At 66.5% G+C, this 17,480-nt stretch carries 18 protein-coding genes; 11 read left to right on the top strand and 7 right to left on the bottom strand.

The genetic code is table 11. From position 1 onward, the window contains the following. Positions 1-6: 6 nt before the first annotated feature. The 4 genes from WIMU1_RS26345 to WIMU1_RS04460 all read left to right on the top strand — a co-directional run bounded on the left by WIMU1_RS26345 (position 7) and on the right by WIMU1_RS04460 (position 4,565). Positions 7-174: a hypothetical protein gene (locus WIMU1_RS26345; protein ID WP_165842579.1), complete on the top strand. Its 168-nt coding sequence runs from the start codon at positions 7-9 to the stop codon at positions 172-174. Positions 175-177: 3 nt separating this feature from the next. Further along, a complete protein-coding gene (locus WIMU1_RS04470; RefSeq protein ID WP_062795272.1) occupies positions 178-1,665 on the top strand; it encodes an alpha,alpha-trehalose-phosphate synthase (UDP-forming) in 1,488 nt (495 codons plus the stop codon). Between the two features lie 73 nt (positions 1,666-1,738). Next, positions 1,739-4,297: a trehalose-phosphatase gene (gene otsB, locus WIMU1_RS04465; RefSeq protein WP_031332067.1), complete on the top strand. Its 2,559-nt coding sequence runs from the start codon at positions 1,739-1,741 to the stop codon at positions 4,295-4,297. A 43-nt stretch (positions 4,298-4,340) separates the two neighbouring features. After that, complete coding sequence (locus WIMU1_RS04460) at positions 4,341-4,565, top strand: hypothetical protein (RefSeq protein ID WP_062795271.1); 225 nt, start codon at positions 4,341-4,343, stop codon at positions 4,563-4,565. Here the strand turns inward: WIMU1_RS04460 and WIMU1_RS04455 are convergent. After that, entirely contained in the window at positions 4,553-5,377 is an 825-nt protein-coding gene (locus WIMU1_RS04455) for a transglutaminase-like domain-containing protein (protein WP_062795270.1), read from the bottom strand. The genes WIMU1_RS04460 and WIMU1_RS04455 overlap by 13 nt on opposite strands. Before the next feature lie 30 nt (positions 5,378-5,407). Further along, entirely contained in the window at positions 5,408-6,493 is a 1,086-nt protein-coding gene (locus WIMU1_RS04450; RefSeq protein ID WP_062795269.1) for an ROK family transcriptional regulator, read from the bottom strand. A gap of 99 nt (positions 6,494-6,592) precedes the next feature. Here WIMU1_RS04450 and WIMU1_RS04445 point away from each other — a divergent pair, with 99 nt between their 5' ends. Then, positions 6,593-7,360: an SDR family NAD(P)-dependent oxidoreductase gene (locus WIMU1_RS04445; protein ID WP_062795268.1), complete on the top strand. Its 768-nt coding sequence runs from the start codon at positions 6,593-6,595 to the stop codon at positions 7,358-7,360. A 12-nt stretch (positions 7,361-7,372) separates the two neighbouring features. Here WIMU1_RS04445 and WIMU1_RS04440 read toward each other — a convergent pair whose 3' ends face one another. Both WIMU1_RS04440 and WIMU1_RS04435 read right to left on the bottom strand, forming a co-directional pair. After that, positions 7,373-8,680, bottom strand: coding sequence for a L,D-transpeptidase (locus WIMU1_RS04440; RefSeq protein ID WP_084247987.1), 1,308 nt, complete (start codon positions 8,678-8,680; stop codon positions 7,373-7,375). A 79-nt stretch (positions 8,681-8,759) separates the two neighbouring features. After that, positions 8,760-9,842, bottom strand: coding sequence for a UDP-N-acetylmuramate dehydrogenase (locus WIMU1_RS04435; RefSeq protein WP_062795267.1), 1,083 nt, complete (start codon positions 9,840-9,842; stop codon positions 8,760-8,762). On the opposite strand from WIMU1_RS04435, the gene WIMU1_RS04430 reads away from it, so the two are divergent. The 5 genes from WIMU1_RS04430 to WIMU1_RS04410 all read left to right on the top strand — a co-directional run bounded on the left by WIMU1_RS04430 (position 9,841) and on the right by WIMU1_RS04410 (position 13,835). Beyond that, positions 9,841-10,335 (top strand): DUF2505 domain-containing protein, encoded by a 495-nt coding sequence (locus WIMU1_RS04430; RefSeq protein ID WP_062795266.1) that lies wholly within the window; start codon positions 9,841-9,843, stop codon positions 10,333-10,335. The two genes, WIMU1_RS04435 and WIMU1_RS04430, sit on opposite strands and share 2 nt — an antisense overlap. A 20-nt stretch (positions 10,336-10,355) precedes the next feature. Beyond that, positions 10,356-10,865 carry a DUF2505 domain-containing protein gene (locus tag WIMU1_RS04425; RefSeq protein WP_062795265.1) on the top strand — a complete coding sequence of 170 codons (510 nt, stop codon included), beginning with the start codon at positions 10,356-10,358 and terminating at the stop codon, positions 10,863-10,865. Positions 10,866-10,914: 49 nt separating this feature from the next. Beyond that, positions 10,915-11,637: a class I SAM-dependent methyltransferase gene (locus WIMU1_RS04420; protein ID WP_235189510.1), complete on the top strand. Its 723-nt coding sequence runs from the start codon at positions 10,915-10,917 to the stop codon at positions 11,635-11,637. Between the two features lie 68 nt (positions 11,638-11,705). After that, the gene (locus tag WIMU1_RS04415; RefSeq protein WP_062795264.1) at positions 11,706-12,503 is read left to right on the top strand and encodes a carbon-nitrogen hydrolase family protein; all 798 of its coding nucleotides are present in this window, start codon (positions 11,706-11,708) and stop codon (positions 12,501-12,503) included. Between the two features lie 93 nt (positions 12,504-12,596). Beyond that, a complete protein-coding gene (locus WIMU1_RS04410) occupies positions 12,597-13,835 on the top strand; it encodes an LmeA family phospholipid-binding protein (RefSeq protein WP_062795263.1) in 1,239 nt (412 codons plus the stop codon). Between the two features lie 42 nt (positions 13,836-13,877). On the opposite strand, the gene purU is transcribed toward WIMU1_RS04410, so the two are convergent. After that, on the bottom strand, positions 13,878-14,765 hold the full coding sequence (gene purU / locus WIMU1_RS04405) for a formyltetrahydrofolate deformylase (RefSeq protein WP_062795262.1): 888 nt from the start codon (positions 14,763-14,765) through the stop codon (positions 13,878-13,880). A gap of 27 nt (positions 14,766-14,792) precedes the next feature. Here purU and deoC point away from each other — a divergent pair, with 27 nt between their 5' ends. Then, positions 14,793-15,491, top strand: coding sequence for a deoxyribose-phosphate aldolase (gene deoC / locus WIMU1_RS04400; RefSeq protein ID WP_030173474.1), 699 nt, complete (start codon positions 14,793-14,795; stop codon positions 15,489-15,491). On the opposite strand, the gene WIMU1_RS04395 is transcribed toward deoC, so the two are convergent. Both WIMU1_RS04395 and WIMU1_RS04390 read right to left on the bottom strand, forming a co-directional pair. Further along, complete coding sequence (locus WIMU1_RS04395; RefSeq protein ID WP_062795261.1) at positions 15,488-16,420, bottom strand: alpha/beta fold hydrolase; 933 nt, start codon at positions 16,418-16,420, stop codon at positions 15,488-15,490. The two genes, deoC and WIMU1_RS04395, sit on opposite strands and share 4 nt — an antisense overlap. Next, entirely contained in the window at positions 16,420-17,466 is a 1,047-nt protein-coding gene (locus WIMU1_RS04390; protein ID WP_062795260.1) for an alpha/beta fold hydrolase, read from the bottom strand. The genes WIMU1_RS04395 and WIMU1_RS04390 overlap by 1 nt, the downstream gene beginning before the upstream one ends. Positions 17,467-17,480: the final 14 nt, after the last annotated feature.

Genomic DNA, 17,480 nt, shown 5'->3' with positions numbered 1-17,480 from the left:
GGCGCCATGCCTGCCAAGACCAGCGATAAGACTGACCTCGCGGACGAGGATCTGGAACCCGTGGCCGACGAGACCGCCAATTCTGCCCGCCGAGTGGTTGCCGCTTACGCCACCGATGCCGATGAATGCCGAATGCTGTTCGGGATGCTCGGAATCGCGCCGGGCGAAGCCTGATTCGTGACTCCGCAGCGATCGAATGAGTCCGATACCCGCGCCGATTTCGTCGTAGTCGCGAATCGCCTGCCGGTAGACAAAGAGACGCTCGCGGATGGCACCGTGCGCTGGAAGCGCAGTCCGGGTGGTCTGGTCACCGCCCTGGAACCGATCCTGCGGTCGCAGACGGGTGCGTGGGTCGGTTGGTCGGGTGTCCCCGACGCCGCAGAACACCCTGAGGTCGAAGGACTCCAGCTCTACGCCGTATCAATGAGCGCGCAGGAGATCGCCGACTACTACGAGGGCTTCTCCAACGCCACCCTCTGGCCGCTGTACCACGACGTCATCGTCAAACCCGAGTACAACCGCACGTGGTGGAACAGCTATGTGGCCATCAACCGCAGGTTCGCCGAGGCAGCGTCCGAGGCGGCCGCCGAAGGTGCGTTGGTCTGGATCCAGGACTACCAGTTGCAACTGGTGCCGAAGATGCTGCGCATGCTGCGTCCCGATCTCCGGATCGGGTTCTTCCTGCACATCCCGTTCCCGCCGGTGGAACTGTTCATGCAGATGCCGTGGCGCACCGAGATCATCGAGGGTCTGCTCGGCGCCGACCTGATCGGCTTCCACCTTCCCGGCGGCGCACAGAACTTCCTGTACCTCGCCCGGCGGCTGGCCGGACAGGCGACATCCAAGGGCCAGGTCGGCGTCCGCTCCAAGTTCGGCGTGGTCCAAGTCGGATTCCGCACGGTCCGGGTGGGTGCATTCCCCATCTCGATCGACTCCGGCGAACTCGACACCCAGGCCAAGACCAAAGAGATCCGCAAACGCGCCGTCGAGATCCGGGAGGAGCTGGGCAGCCCGAAGAAGGTGCTGCTCGGTGTCGACCGCCTCGACTACACCAAGGGCATCGACGTCCGGCTGCAGGCGCTGTCCGAACTGTTCGAAGAAGGCCGGGTCGACCCCAACGAGGTCACCATGTTGCAGCTGGCGACGCCCAGCCGCGAGCGGGTCGACAGCTACATCAAGATGCGCGGCGAGATCGAACAGTTGGTGGGCAACATCAACGGCACCTACGGACGTGTGGGGCACCCGGTCATCCAGTATCTGCACCAGCCCGTTCCCCGCGAAGACCTGATCGCCTTCTTCGTGGCCGCCGACGTCATGTTGATCACGCCGCTGCGCGACGGCATGAACCTGGTCGCCAAGGAGTACGTCGCCTGCCGCAGCGACCTCGGCGGGGCGCTGGTGCTCAGTGAGTTCACCGGCGCGGCAGCCGAATTGCGTCAGGCGTTCCAGGCCAACCCGTACGACACCGAAGGTGTCAAGAACGCGATCGTCGCAGCCCTCGAGCAAGACCCCGACGAGGGTCGGCGTCGGATGCGGGCGCTGCGCAGGCAGGTGCTCGCACATGACGTGCAGCGGTGGGCCGAGAGTTTCCTCGGAGCACTCGGTGCCGACCCCGAGACCATGTCGAGCGGCGACCGCCGCATCGATCTGGTCGAAGAAGTGTGACGAACGCAGCATTTATCGGTCCAGGGCAGGACGGATTGGACGCCACAGGGGTCGACGGTCTTAGACTCGCTGAGTGAGTGCACAAGACCTCGACCCGGAACTGCGTCGCGCCCTCAAAACCATCGCACGTATGCCCCGGCTGCTGGTCGCCTCGGACTACGACGGCTGCATGGCCCCGATCGTCTCCAGGCCTGAGGACGCCCGCCCCAACACCGACTCGGTGCGCGCCATGCGTGCGCTGGCCGAGCTCGACAGCACCACCGCAGCCGTGATCTCCGGCCGTGCCCTCCGCGATCTGGCGACCCTGTCGCGGTTGCCTGCCGAGGTGCACCTGGTCGGTAGTCACGGCAGCGAGTTCGACATCGGCTTCGTACACGAGATCACCCCGGCCGCCCACGAACTGCTCGACACCCTCGTCGTCGAGTTCCGTGCGATCGCGGCCGACTACGAGGGCGTCACGGTGGAGGCCAAGCCCGCCAGCACCGCTCTGCATGTGCGCAACGCCTCCAAGACCGACGCCGACGCCGCGCTGCATCGTGCCCGCACCGGACCGGCCACCTGGGACGGGGTACAGGTCACCGAGGGCAAGTCGGTCATCGAACTGGCCGTGATCATCACCGACAAAGGCCAGGCGCTCGACATCTTGCGTCACGAGGCCGGGGCCAGTGCCGCGGTCTTCTTCGGCGACGACGTCACCGACGAGAAGGCGTTCCTGCGACTGCACGGACCAGATCTGGGGGTCAAGGTCGGTGAGGGCGACTCGCTGGCCGCGTACCGCGTGGACGACACCGAACAGGTCGCCACAGCCCTGGCCTTCCTCGTCGAGGAGCGACGCACCTGGCTTCGCGGTGGCAATGCGGTCCCCATCGAGCGACTCACCATGCTCGCGTCACCGCGCACCGTCGCGCTCGTCACGCCCGACGCCAAGGTCTGCTGGATGTGCCACCCCGAACCCGACTCCGCCGCACTGTTCGGCAGTCTCCTGGGCACCGACGAGGCCGGCGAGTTCGCGGTCGGGCCGCCCATCGAGCCCGGCAAGGCAGCACCCTTGCCACTGAGCCAGCGCTACATCGACAGCACCATGACCGTCCGCACCCGATGGGCCGGGCTCGAGGTCACCGACTATCTGCCCCACGACGTGCCGGTCGGCCGCACCGATCTGACCCGGGTCATCCGCGGTGACGTTCCCGTCCATGTGCGGTTCGCGCCCCGGCCCGAGTTCGGGCAGGCGGCCGTGCGGATCGAGACGTCCGACGAGGGTCTGCGTGTGCTCGGCTCCAACGAGCCACTGGTCCTCCGGTCCCCCGGGGTCACCTGGGAGATCGAGAGCGAGAAGAACCACCAGACGGCCACTGCGGTGATCGATCCGTCCGGCGGTGAGATCGTCCTCGAATTGCGCTGCGGCACCGAAGATCTCGACGCCCATCCGCTGCCAGAAGCCGAGCGTCGCGCCGCGGCCGAGAGTTACTGGAGCGACTGGGCAAAGACCCTGGACCTGCCCAACGTCAAACGCGACCTGATGAAGCGTTCGGCGCTCACCCTGCGTGGGCTGGTGCACGCCGACACCGGCTCGATCATGGCGGCGGCCACCACGTCATTGCCCGAGGAGATCGGTGGAGTCCGCAACTGGGACTACCGCTACTGCTGGCTTCGTGATGCCGCATTGACCGCGTCCGCGCTGGTCTCGGTCGGTTCGTACACCGAGGCCGAGGACTACCTCGGCTGGCTGCACCAGGTGCTCGGGACGGTCACCGGCCCCGAGTGGCTCCACCCGCTCTACACACTGGCCGGCACCGGCCTTCCCCCCGAGGCCGTGATCGACTCCCTGCCCGGATACGCCGGGTCGCGTCCCGTCCGCGTCGGCAACGCTGCCAACCAGCAGGTGCAGCTCGATGTGTTCGGCCCGATCGTCGATTTGATCTCCACCCTCTCGCACGCACGCAAGGCAGCCGGTGATCCGAAACCCCTCAGGGACGAGGACTGGGATCTGGTGCGCGACATGGTCTATGCCGTCGAACGCCGGTGGACCGAACCAGACCACGGCATCTGGGAGATCCGCGGCAATCCGCGACATCACGTCTATTCCAAGGTGATGTGCTGGATGACCGTGGACCGGGCTCTCAAGCTCGGCGACGAGTTCGGCCGTCAGGTGCAACTCGGATGGCCCGTCCTGCGTGACACCATTGCACGCCAGGTACTGCGCGAAGGCTGGAACGACACCGCGCGCTCGTACACCGCGGCCTATGACGGCATCGATCTCGACGCCGCGACACTGCACATCGGGCTGTCGGGTCTGATCGATCCGTCCGATCCGCGATTCACCGCAACGGTGAACGCGACGGAGGCCGAACTGCGCAGCGGCTCAACGGTGTACCGCTACCACCACGACGACGGCCTGCCCGGCGGCGAGGGCGGCTTCCACCTGTGTGCCGCCTGGCTGATCGAGTCCTACCTGCTGATCGACCGTCGCAACGATGCCGAGGCGCTGTTCGATCAGATGGTCAAGGCCGCCGGTCCGACGGGATTGCTGTCCGAAGAGTACGACCCGGTCGCGGAACGGTCCCTCGGTAATCATCCGCAGGCCTACAGCCACATCGGGTTACTTCGTTGCGCGAGGCTGCTCGGGGTCTGACAAGCGCCGACCTCCGGCGTCGGCGGCGCCAAGTCGGTTCCAAGTGATCACCAAGCACCGCCGCGCACTGTTGTCGCATGAGCTACGCACCGCGGCACACCAGACGATTCCCACTGGCTTGTCCGGCATCGTCGCCGGCACCGGAGAACCCGGGGTCGGCGACGCCGCCCATGGGCCACCTCACCCGATGCACCTCACCGTCGTGGCGGTCGTACGTCAGACCACGCTCCCGGTGATCGACGGCATAGGCAGCGATCAGCGCAACTGAACCTGCTCGGCATGGTCGTCGAGGGGCAGATCGCCCGAGACGACCGCGCTGACCTGGTAGCTGTTCAGCACGACGTCTCCCCCGTGATTGTCGAGGAACGCCGTGTCGGCGGCGTCGCGACCGGTCGCGATGCGCACCAGCGACTGCCGGGGCGCCAGTCCGGTGGCGTCCACCACCACCCAGCGGTCGTCGATGAGCGCCTCGGCGACCGCGTGAAAGTCCATCGGCGACAGGCCCGGTGCGTACACCGCGACCAGCCGGGCCGGAATTCCCAAGGCGCGCAACAGTGCGACCACGAGATGCGCGAAGTCGCGACACACACCCGCCCCCGACATCAGGGTGTCGGCAGCGCCGTCGATCGGGTCGCTGGCGCCGAAGATGTACGAAATGCGTTGTCGCACGAAGTCGGTCACCGCGACCAGCTGATCAGCCGGCGAGGCGGTGGTGTCGAACTGCCCGGCCGCGAAGCCGAAGAACTTGTCCGCCTCCGCATAGCGACTGGGCCGCAGGTACAGCGACGGATCGAAGCGGCCGACCCCAGCAGGATCAGCCTGCCCGTGCACGCGGGCGCGGTACTGGACGTAGAGATTGCCCGGCTCGGCATGGATCCAGTGAATCCGGTTCCCGCTGTCGCTGATGATCTCGTCGGGAACAATGGTGTTGCCGTTCAGCGTGATCGACAACTCGTCGGAGAAATCCAGCCCGGGCATCCGGGCGACCGCGACTTGTAGCTCTATCTCGGTGGCGGCGTTCACGGCGACGTCGAGGTACATCGATACATCGCGCTGGGCTTGGGGATCAAGGTCGGCCATGTGCGGTGGAGGGTCCTTCCGGGAGTCGCGTCATACCCTCGCGTCCTGCAAGGCTCCGATGGGATCAGCGTAGATCGCACCGAGCGACACCACCATCGCGGCACCCTCCTGCACGCGCGCACCGAACCGCGGCGGCGACAACTCCATCGGCGGCAACGTGCTCGCAGCGTCGAAAGCGGCCTGCACCGGGGCCAGCCCGTGCGGGTGTTCGGCGAACACCTGGCCCGCGAGAACCACCCGGTCGGGATTGATCAGGTCTCGCACCAGTGCGACCGCTTCGCCCAACACCCGTGCGCGCTCATCGAGGACGTCGTTCACGTTTGCCCCCGCCGCGACAGCCTGGTCGAAGACCTTGCGACCCACCACATCCTGCAACTTCGCGTCCGCAGAACCCGACAGCAGCGGCGCCACCACCGGAAGGTGGCCGATATTGCCAGGCCGCCGCTGCACCCGGCCGTCGATCGTGGTGGCCAGTCCCACCGTCTCACGCACGTAGAACAGCAGGTCCACGCCCGAACTGTCGCCTGACCCGGCCAGGAGCAACTCGGCCGCGGCCATGGCCTGCACGTGGGGGCTGACCGACACCGGGAGACCCAGCTCGTCGGAGAGCACCTGCCCCACCGGGGCCCGTCTCCATCCGAGCTGCGCGTGGTCGACGCTGCCGTCGTCATAGACCTCACCGCCGACGGCAGCACCGGCCCAGAGCGGAACCCGGTGGGTGAACGACGCCGCCTCCAGCGCAGCCCGGCGGGCGATCAACGCGAGGGCCGGCCCGACGGGCCCGGTGGGTGTCGACATCGCGGCGGTCTGCAGCAGTCGGCCACCGAGATCGGCGACCACCAGGAGCGTGGACCGGGCACCGATGTGAATGGCGATCACACAGAACCGATCTCGGTCGATGGTCAGCGGGATCTTCGGTCGGCCGATGGCCCCGGCCGCGATCAGATCCGGTCGTTCGCGTACCAGTCCGAGCCGCTCGAGCGCCTGCAGCTGCCGGTTGACGGTGGCTGCCGAAAGCCCCGTCGCCGAAGGCAGACGGTCACGCGTCACCGGGCCTTGGGTGCGCACCGCACGCAGGACCACCGCCGCCGCGCCGTCGCCGCGCTCGAACGACACGGTCCGCGTGGTTCGGGATCGGGTGTTCACAGTCGACTACCGCGTCCTGGTCCCATGCTGGAGAAATCTACCGGGCACCACAGCTTTAGACTGGCGGCCATGACAATTGCAGGCAGCCCAGAGTCCAAACCTGGCGAACGCAAGGTCGCCGTAGTAACCGGCGCCAGTTCAGGCATCGGGGAGGCAACGGCCAGAGTTCTTGCCGCTCAGGGCTATCACGTGGTCGTCGGCGCCCGCAGGGTGGACCGCATCGATGCCCTCGCCGCCGAGATCGGCGGAACCGCCATCGCCCTCGACGTCACCGACGACACATCCGTCCAGGAGTTCTGTGACCAGGTGCCCGCGGTCGAGATTCTGGTGAACAACGCCGGTGGGGCCAAGGGGCTCGCCACCGTCGCCGACGCAGACCTCGACGACTGGCGCTGGATGTGGGAGACCAACGTGCTGGGCACCCTGCGGATCACCAAGGCGCTGCTGCCCAAACTGATCGAATCGGGCGACGGACTCATCGTCACCATCACGTCCATCGCAGCGATCGAGGCCTACGACAACGGTGCCGGATACACCTCGGCCAAGCACGCCCAGGCCCTCCTGCATCGAACGCTTCGCCCGGAGCTGCTGGGTAAGCCGGTTCGTCTGACCGAGATCCAGCCCGGCATGGTCGAGACCGAGTTCTCACTGGTCCGATTCGACGGCGACCAGGCCAAGGCCGACTCCGTTTACGAGGGGCTCACACCGCTGACCGCCGACGACGTCGCCGAGGTGGTCGGTTTCGTGGCGAGCCGTCCCCCGCACGTCAACCTCGACACGATCCTGCTCAAACCGCGGGATCAGGCATCCGCACGCCGGAACATCAAGACCGGCTAGATCTTTGTCCGTTCAGCCGGCGGGAGGTGTGCCGGTGTTCTGCGGGGTCGGCGGGATGCCGGAGACGTCGGGGGCGTCGGTGGGTGTGGCCGGGGCGTTCTTGACCTCGGGATCCCCGCCGAGAGCCGACATCGACTTCCAGGTCTGCCAGTCGTAGATCCAGTCGTAGATGTCACCGTCGGCCTCGGACAACGGGATTCGGGTGTTGGTGACCTCCACCGGGTCTCCGTACATCGCGGTGTTGAAGTACTGCTCCGCGTTCGCCAGCGACAGATTGATGCACCCGTTGGTGACGTTGGACGAGCCCTGCACTCCGACGGTGTCGGGGTTGGCGTGGATGAACTCACCGTTGTTCGAGATTCGTACGGCAAATCGTTCGCGGACGTTGAAGTACCCGGCCGCCGGGTTGCTCATGTAGAAGTCTTCGTGCTTCTCGCTGACCACGTGGATGCCCGATCGGGTCACGTTGCGGTCGAGGTCGCCCTCGCCGTAGCTGCAGGGCAACGTCATCAACGTGTTGCCGTCGTTCTGGACGACGATCTGATGCGAGTCGGCGTCCGCGAGCACCACCTGGTTGCGCCCGATCACGAAGTCACTGGTGACGTCGGCCTCGCCGTAGTAGCCGTCACCGTGGTCGAGGCCGTAGAGCTTTCCGACCATCGAGACCTTGGTGCCGGGCTGGTAGTAGTCCTTGGTACGCCAATGCACCCGCGACCCACCGTCTTCGCCGAGCCAGCCCCAGCTGCCCTCGGTCTCTGGTGTGGTGGTGACCTTCAGCGCCTGCTCGACCGCCTTCTTGTCGGTCACCACCTCATCGAACTTGATGATGAGAGGCGCGGCGACACCCACTTCCTGGCCGTCGGCGATATTGATGACCACGCCGATCTGGTTCTGCGGCGTGACGGTGGTGAAGGTGCCGGCCACGGGAACCGTCTGGCGGTCGTTGCCGGTTGCCGAGCCCGCCCACGTGTACTGGCCGCCGTAGCCCAGGGGCTCGGAGATGGAGAACGTCTTGCGGTCCTCGGACATGGTGCCCGCCACCACACGCCCGTTTGCGTTGGTGAGCTGGACGTCGGGGTTCAGCACGCCGTCTTTCACGGTCACCGCGATCTCGCCGACCGGGGAGGCGTCCGTGGAGTCGAGCGCAGGGCTGTACGACACCTCGGCGACAGGCTCTGCAGGGCCCTTCTCGCCGGAGGCAGAGCTGCCCGATTTGTCGTCGGACGAGCAGGCTGCGGCGGTCACGCCGGCGACGCCGACGGCAAGTGCGGTGAGAGCCGAGCGCCTGGTGAGCAGCATGCGGTCACGGGGTTCGGTCATGCGTCAGACATTACCTGCAGGCAACGATCCCAAACGACGACCAGGCCTGGTCAGCGTCCCGGGCCAGGGCAGATGTCATTCAAAGGCTGCAACCAACCAGGACAGGCTCGGGTTCGAGCCAGAGGCCGAACCTGGCGTGAACTCCGTCACGTACCTGGCGTGCGAGGTCGATGATGTCCGACGTCCGCGCGTTTCCCCGGTTCGTCACCGCCAGCGAATGCTTTGTCGACAGTCGGGCCGGCGCGTCCGTCCCGGGGAAACCCCGTCCGAAACCGGCCCGTTCGATGAGCCATCCGGCCGACATCTTGACGCCACCCTCAGCCGGGAACTGAGGCACCCTCGCATCGTCGCCGAGTTCGTCGACGATCCTCGTCAGAACTGTCGGGAGGTGCTCCTGCGGAACGATGGGATTGGTGAAGAACGACCCGACGCTCCAGGTGTCGTGGTCGTCTGGATCGAGAACCATCCCCTTGCTCGCCCGTAGCGCGAGCACCGCCGCCCGCACATCGGCGGCGGGTGCCCGCTCGCCTTCCTCGACTCCCAACGTCCGGGCCAGTTCGCCGTACCGGATCGGCTGACTGAGTCCATCTGCGTTCAGCCGGAATGACACCCGGATCACCACCTCGTCGCTTCGACGCTTGAGGCGGCTGCTGCGGTACGCCAGTTCGAGGTCGCCGGGGTCCACCCAGTTCACCGCACCCGTATGGCGGTCGAGAAGCTGCACCGAACGCATCAGCGACCCCACCTCCACCCCGTACGCGCCGACATTCTGCACCGGGGTCGCACCGACGGACCCTGGAATCCCCGACAAACACTCGAGGCCACCGAACCCCCGCTCGACGCTCTGTGCCACCAGCGCATCCCAGTCGACCCCGGCATCGGCGGTCACCTGATCGTCACCCCAGTCCAGATCGGTACCGGCGATGCGCACCACCGTGCCGTCGAACCCGTCGTCGCCGACCACCAGGTTGGATCCGCCGCCCACCAGCAGCACCGGGATGCCGGCCTCGTCGAGGTCGCGGACGGTGTCGATCAGCGAGTCGGCGTCGGGGCAGGTGATCACCTCACTGGCCGGCCCGCCCACACGCAGTGTGGTCATCTTTGCCAGAGGGACACGGTTGTCGGTTTGTGTGGCCACCCAGCAACGGTAGCCTGCACTCATGGCGACCAAGTTGCACCATTCCATCGACTTCCCCTGTCCCCCGGCTCAGTTCGCTGCGGCAGTGGCCGATGAGCAGTACTGGAAAGATCTGGTGGCCAATGTCGCCGCCGACCTCTCCGACCTCGATTCGTTCACCGACGAGGGCGACAAGGTCACCGTCGTGCTGCGACAGCGGGTCCCCGAGAAGAACCTCCCGTCGATGGTGACCAAGATCCGGCCGGGCGATCTGGAGATCACCCGCACCGTGGTGTGGTCCAAAGGCGAGGCCGCCGAAGGAGCTTTCAGCGCAGTCGTCTCGTGCGCGCCGGCCAAGGTCAAGGGGTCGCAGAGGCTGATCGCGACGTCGACCGGGTGCGAGATCTCGTTCGATGGTTCGGTCGAGGTGTCCATTCCGTTTGTCGGCGGAAAGGTAGAGAAGGCCATCGCCGAGAACGTGGTGCAGCTCATCGAGGCCGAGCACGAATACACCACCGAATGGATCAACACTCACTGACCGGCGTTACGCTCTCCCTCATGGCACGACGTCTCTCCTACTCCGCCCGGTACCACCACCCTGCAAAAACGGTGTACGAGGCGCTCTCCTCCCGGGAGTTCTGGGACGCGCAGATGGAAGAGTTCCGCAAGCTGACGCCACAATCCGACATCGAGTCCCTCACGGTGGACGACAACGGTGTGGATCTGGTCCTCAAGCAGGTCCTTCCCCGCAGCGAACTCCCGGCGATCGCCCAGACCGTGATGAAAAAAGACATGATCATCACCCGCAAGGAGTTCCTCGGTCCGTTCGACCCGGAGAACACCAAGGGCACCTACGACGCCTCGATCCCCGCCGGGCCCGGCAGCCTGACGGGCTGGCAGGAACTGTTCCCCACCGACACCGGCAGCACCATCCGCAAGACCACCGAGGTCAAGGTCTACATCCCGTTCATCAACGGCAAACTCGAGCAGCTCATGCTGGTGAACCTGGTGGACCTCTTCCGCGGCGAAGCGGAATTCACGTCGGGATGGATCGACGCCAACCTCTAGCCCCAAACCCGACGGCGCCATCACCAGGGGCACCACCGGGATCAACCGGCTGCGGCGGGTGGACCGCTGGATTGTCCATCACGACCTGATCATCGAGGCCCTGGCCTCGGCCGACAGTCCCCTGGCAGTCGATCTCGGCTACGGCGCACGTCCCGACACCGCTCTCGAACTCGCAGCCCGACTGCGCACCGTCGTCGCGGGCACCCAACTCGTCGGTCTCGAGATCGACCCCGGACGGGTGGTCCCGGCCCGGGACGGCGTTCGATTCGCGGTCGGCGGATTCGAACTCGCCGGGCTGCGACCCCATCTCGTGCGGGTCTTCAACGTATTGCGGCAATACGACGAATCAGAGGTCGCTGCGGCCTGGTCGAGGATGCAGCGGGGGCTCGCACCCGGCGGATACATCGTCGAGGGAACGTGCGACGAACTCGGCAGGCGGTGTTGCTGGATTCTGCTGGACAACACGAGGCCGTTGACGTTCACCCTGTCCTGGGACCCGGCGCACAGCGACCGGCCGTCCGATCTCGCCGAGCGCCTGCCCAAGGCTCTGATCCATCGCAACGTCCCCGGCGAGCGGATCCATCATCTGCTCACCGTTCTCGACCGATGCTGGGATGTTGCCGCTCCGATGGCCCCGTTCGGTCCTCGCCAGCGCTGGCGTCGCACCCTGGAGTTGCTGTCCGACAACGGGATCGACCCCCTGCCCGATCGCCGTCGTCATCGCGACAATGTCGTCACGGTCCCCTGGGATGTCGTCGCCCCCGCCACCTAGCCCACCCGCCTACCGTGCCCTCACCCCGTCGTCCGCGACCGGCATCGGGCGGTCGTAGGGTAGGTCGCATGCGTATCGCCCTGGCCCAGATCACCAGCGGCACCGACCCGTCCGCGAATCTGGCCCTGGTGGCCGAGCAGAGCGCCGCGGCCGCGGACGCCGGCGCCGAACTGGTGATCTTCCCCGAGGCCACCATGTGCCGTTTCGGAGTTCCGCTGGGTCCGGTGGCCGAACCACTGGACGGCCCGTGGGGGCGCGGGGTCGGCGATGTCGCACGGGACCACGGGATCACCGTGGTGGCCGGCATGTTCACCCCCGGTGACGAGGGCCGGGTGCGGAACACGCTGGTGATCGCCGACCCGGACGGCGACCTCATCGGCTACGAGAAGATCCACCTCTACGACGCGTTCGGTTTCAAGGAATCGCGGACGGTACAGGCCGGTGACGATGTGGTCACCTTCGACATCGACGAGACAGCGGTCGGTGTCGCGACCTGTTACGACATCCGCTTCCCCGCGTTGTTCACCGCGCTCGCCGATCGTGGTGCCCAACTGATCGTGGTGCCGGCGTCCTGGGGTGCGGGTGACGGCAAGCTCGAACAGTGGCGCACCCTGGCCGCTGCCCGCGCCCTCGACAGCGGTTGTTTTGTGGTCGCGCTGGGGCAGGCCGTACCCGACGACCCCGATGTCGCGGGGTCGTCGGCGCCGACCGGAATCGGACACTCCGTTGTGGTGGGCCCCTTCGGGAACGTGCACACCGAACTGGGCGACGACCCCGAGTTGGCCGTCATCGACCTCGACTTCACCGAAGTCGACCGTGCGCGTGCCTCGATCGCGGTGCTGGCGAACCGCCGTCCCATCGAATGATCACCGTGCCATTTCCATGCCATGACCTGCGGCATTGCGATACTTAGCGAACTCTTACCCCGTTTGGCCCTCTGACCATGCATTATCGACGTGATGAATCAACGCGACGACGCCGAATCGACCCAGGCCGGGCAGCCCTCCCCCAATGCCGCCGACCGAGCCGAGGGAAACGATCTCGCCGACACACCCCAGACGCCCCGACCCGATTCCGGCCATAACCCACAGGCCGATCCAGGTCACGGAACCGGTACTGATGCTGCAGGCACGCACGGCGTGCCCGACAATGCACAGGATGATCCGAACCCGCCCACCGACAAGTTCGCGCCGGTCGCGGCCGGCCAGCAGCCCGACACGGCGTGGTCGCAAGGTCGCCACGACACCACTCAGCTCGAGGTGCCGCCGGACGGTTTCGCGCCGTATGACGGACCCGGAGAGCCCCCGATCCCACCGGCCGGACCTCCCTACGGTCCAGGCGGGCCCGATGACGGCGGCGTCACGCCCCAGCGACCAAAGCGCAGGCGTGGCTTGATCGTCGGAATGGTGTCGCTCAGCCTGGTGCTGCTGCTGGTGATCCTCGGGGTCGGCAGCGAGCTGTACCTGCGAAGCAAGTCCAAGGACTGCCTCGAACAGTCCTTCGGCGAACTCACCGGCGCACCGACCTCGGTGTCGCTCAGCAAAAAGCCGATGTTGATGCAGTGGATGTCGGGAGAGATCCCGTACGTCCAGGTCGACACCAGCGACGAGGGCGACTCGGCCATGAAGCTGCATGCTCGCGCAGACGACATCAGCAGCGGCGACAAAGACGCCACCGTCGGCGAACTACAGGGCAACGGCTACGTCCCCTTCAGCCGGATCATGGAGCTCAGCCAGCAGACCCAGGACCCGGCGACCACCACGGACCCGAACACGTCCGACCCGGGCTCCGGCGGTCTCGGTGGTCTCCTGTCGGCCATGGGCGGCGGGCTGAAGGTGGACAAGGTCACCGGAAACGAAGCTGCGGGCACCATCACGATCGGCGGCAACTTCCAGCTGCTGATGTTCTCGCTGCCCGCCGAGGCGGAGCTCAAGCCGATCACCAAGGACGGCAAGCTGACGTTCGAGGTCGTCGACGCCAGCGCGGCATCGTTCGGCATCCCGACCTCCTGGGCGCAGCTTCTGGTCGACCAGGTCAGTGCCGGCCTGTTCCCGCCGATGTTCGATCAGGTGAGCTTCGACCAGCTCAAGGTCACCGATCGTGGAGTCGAGTTCGCGTTCTCCGGAACCGACGTCGCCCTCCCGCAGAGCAGCGAGTCGAGCAACAACAGCGAGAGCGACACCTGCAGCGTCGTCTGAGTGCCGGTCGGCTGAACCGGGCCCGGCTGAACCCGCGAGGGATCAGCTGAAGACCACGGTCTTTCGTCCGTGCACCAGCACGCGGTCCTCGAGATGCCAGCGGAGCCCGCGTGCGAGCACCAGCTTCTCGATGTCGCGGCCCTGGCGCACCATGTCGGCCACCGAGTCGGAGTGGTCGATGCGGATCACGTCCTGTTCGATGATGGGACCCGCGTCCAGCTCGCTGGTGACGTAGTGGCAGGTGGCCCCGATCAGCTTCACCCCGCGGGTGAACGCCTGGTGGTAGGGCCGCGCCCCGACAAAGGACGGGAGGAAGCTGTGGTGGATGTTGAGTGCTTTGCGCGCCCAGTGATCACACAACTCCTCGGGCAGGATCTGCATGAACCGCGCCAGCACCACCGCGTCGGGGTTGTGGACGTCGACGAGTTCGCGTAGTTCCTCGAAGGCCGCGGCCTTGTCCTCGCCGAACGGAACGTGGTGGAACGGCACGCCCATACGCGCGGTGAAGTCCTCGAGCGTCCGGTGGTTGCCGATGACCGCGTTGATCTCGGCGGGCAGCTCGCCTCGGTAGGAGCGGCCCAGGAGATCGCCGAGGCAGTGGCCTTCTTTGCTCACCAGCAGCACGGTCTTCTTCGGCACGGCCGAATCGCTAACGCGCCATTCGGTTTCCGGGCCCAGCCCGGCGACCACCTCGGACTCGAACCGTGCCCGCAGCTCGTCGACATCCATCTGCACCGAGTCGGCGCGCACAGCCTGGCGGGTGAAGAACCAGCCGTTGTCGGGATCGGAGTGGTAGGCCGCCTCCACGATCCAGCCGCCGATCTCGGCCAAGAATCCCGAGATCCGGGCAACGATGCCCGTGGTGTCGGGGCAGCCGAGAGTCAGCACATAGCGGTGGCCGGCGGATTCGACCGGCGAGAGTGTGGTCACAACCAACCAGTGTGCCAAGCTCGGTTCATGTCCGATACCTTGCCTGCCCCGACCGGTTCGAGTCTCACCCGGCGTGTGGTCGCCGCGATGGTGGATCACACACTTCTCAAACCCGAGGCCACCCGTGCCGATGCCGAGGCAACGGTCGCCGAAGCCGCCGATCTGGGTGTGCTCGCCGTCTGCCTCTCACCGTCGATGCTGCCCATCGACACCGGCGCCCAGCGGAGCTGTGTGGTCGCCGGATTCCCCTCCGGCAAGCATCATTCGTTGGTCAAAGCGGCCGAAGCGCGGCTCGCGGTTGACTCCGGCGCGCAGGAGATCGACATGGTGATCGACGTCGGCGCTGCCGTGGACGGCAGGTTCGACGAGATCTTCGCCGATGTCCTCACCGTCCGCGAGGGAATCGGTGCGTCGATCACACTGAAGGTCATCATCGAGTCCGCAGCACTGTTGTCGCTCGCCGGCCCCGACACCGTCACGGCGGTGTGCCAGGCCGCGGTCCGGGGTGGGGCGTCAATGGTGAAGACCTCCACCGGTTTTCATCCTGCCGGAGGTGCGAGTGTCGAGGCGGTACGCCTCATGGCCGCTGCCGTCGGCCCCGGGGTGGGTGTCAAGGCCAGCGGAGGCATCCGTACCGCCGAGTTCGCTGCCGAGCTGATCGCAGCCGGCGCCACCCGGCTCGGCCTGTCCGGGTCCCGGGCAGTGCTCGACGGGTTCCCCGACTAACGTGGTCGTGGCGTGGCGGAGAAGAGCTCCTCGATCGTCCGATTGAATCGCTCCGGCTGCTCCCAATTGAGTAGATGCGTTGCGCCGCGCCAGGTTTCGAATCGTTCGAGCGAGCCCGTGTAGCGCAGGGCATTGGCCACCGGATCGGCCAGCCTGGGCGGGGTCAGCCTGTCCCGGTCCCCCACCACCACGGCGACGGGCACCGGCATGTTCGCCAACCCGCGCTCGACGTGCAGATCTTCCAGCGATCTGCCGACCTTTGCCCTTGTGCGCCAGTCAGTCTCACGTAAGAGTGAGTCGAGGAACTTGAGCTGCGGGCGACTGATCCCGGGAAACAACGCTCCGGCGGCCGTCATACCGGATCGCATCATCAGGTCACCTCCAGGCCAGTGGATCGCCCGAAATGCGAGCCAGGCGAACTCGTATTCGGCCCGGCGTGCGAGGGTGGCCGGATCCCCGAAGCGCATGGCGGCTTTGGTGACCGGCGCCGTGGCCGCGGTCCCGGCGAGCATGATCGCCCGCGCGTACGTTCGGACGCTCGCGGGGAACTGGGCAGCCCAGCTCATGACCGACATGCCGCCCATGCTGTGCCCGACGATCACCGCTCTCTCACCGTCGGGTACCACCGCGCGCAGGACAGCGTCCAGGTCTTGGCCGAGATGGTCGTTCACGGTGGGGTCGGACCCGAGGGCCGAACGCCCGTGGCCACGCTGGTCGTAGATGACCACCCGGTAGCGGTCTGCGAGCCCGTTCACCTGCGGATACCAATATTTGGAGTTGACGGCGAAGCCGTGGACGAGCACCACCACCGGAGCGTTGGCGGGACCGTAACTGCTGATCGCGATCGAGGCGCCTGCCGGCCTGTCGACGGTCCGGTGTTCCACCGGTTGTCGGGGCTCGTGCAGGACCGCCTGACCGCGGGTGGCCATCAGGCGGTGCGTTGCAGCAGATCGGTGAGCAGTTTGTTGTACCCGTCGGAGTTCTCGATACTGCTCATGTGCCCGATGCCCGGCCACATCACCAGCTCTTCGAGGTGGCCGTGGCTCTGTAGCACCTTGGCCATCTGCTCCGAATGCACCGGCGGAGTGAGCTTGTCGTCGCAGCCGACCACAACGACCGTGGGCACCACCAGGGCGTCGAGTCCGGCGGACACGTTCAGGTCCACCATCGCGTTTCCCCATTTCCCGCGGGAGCGGCCTGGGCACGAGGCCACCATGTCGTCACAGAAGTCGACATGGGATTTGCGCGACGTGGTGTTCAGCGCGATGTACTGGGTCACCTTGCGCGACATCTGCGTCCGCGGCAGATGGATCGTGGCACCGGCGACGAGCCGACCCGTCAGGTACTCCATCGGCGAGAGCGCTTTCGGGAGATCGAGCGGGATCAGGCCGAGGTTGGGCAGCAGATGGTTGGAACACGTCGAGGTGAGTACCACCGCACGCGCCACGTCCGAGACGGTGTCGGGGAACTGCTGCGCCCAGGACAGGATGGTCATCCCGCCCATGCTGTGTCCGGCGATCAATGCCTTGCGCCCCGCGGGCACCACGGAGGTGAGGACGGACTGGAGATCCTGACCGAGTAGATCGGTACTGAGCTTTGTCTTGCCACGAGGCGATTCGCCGTGCCCGCGCTGGTCGTACGCGATCACGCGGAATCGGTCGGAGAAGGTGTTGATCTGGGGATACCAGTACTTGGTGTTGCAGGTCCAGCCATGGACCAGCACCATCAGCTCTCCGTCGGGTGGACCGTACGCGACGACGTTGATCGGGGTGCCGTCAGCGGCGATCACCTCGGTGTGCTCGGGGTCCTGCGCCGGCGTGGCGAGCAGCGGGTCGGGCTCGTCTTCGATCGGGTCAGGTGCCTTCAGGGCCTCTCGCACGATCGATCCGAGGAAAGTGCCGGTGATCGCCGCACCGGCCGCGATCACTCCTGCTCCTACCGCGGCACCGCCGACAGCCACTGATCGTGTGTTCATCTGTCCGATCTACC

The sequence above is a fragment of the Williamsia muralis NBRC 105860 genome (assembly GCF_001598915.1).
GTDB classification, from domain to species: domain Bacteria; phylum Actinomycetota; class Actinomycetes; order Mycobacteriales; family Mycobacteriaceae; genus Williamsia; species Williamsia muralis.
This window is presented reverse-complemented; position numbering and strand designations above follow the sequence as displayed.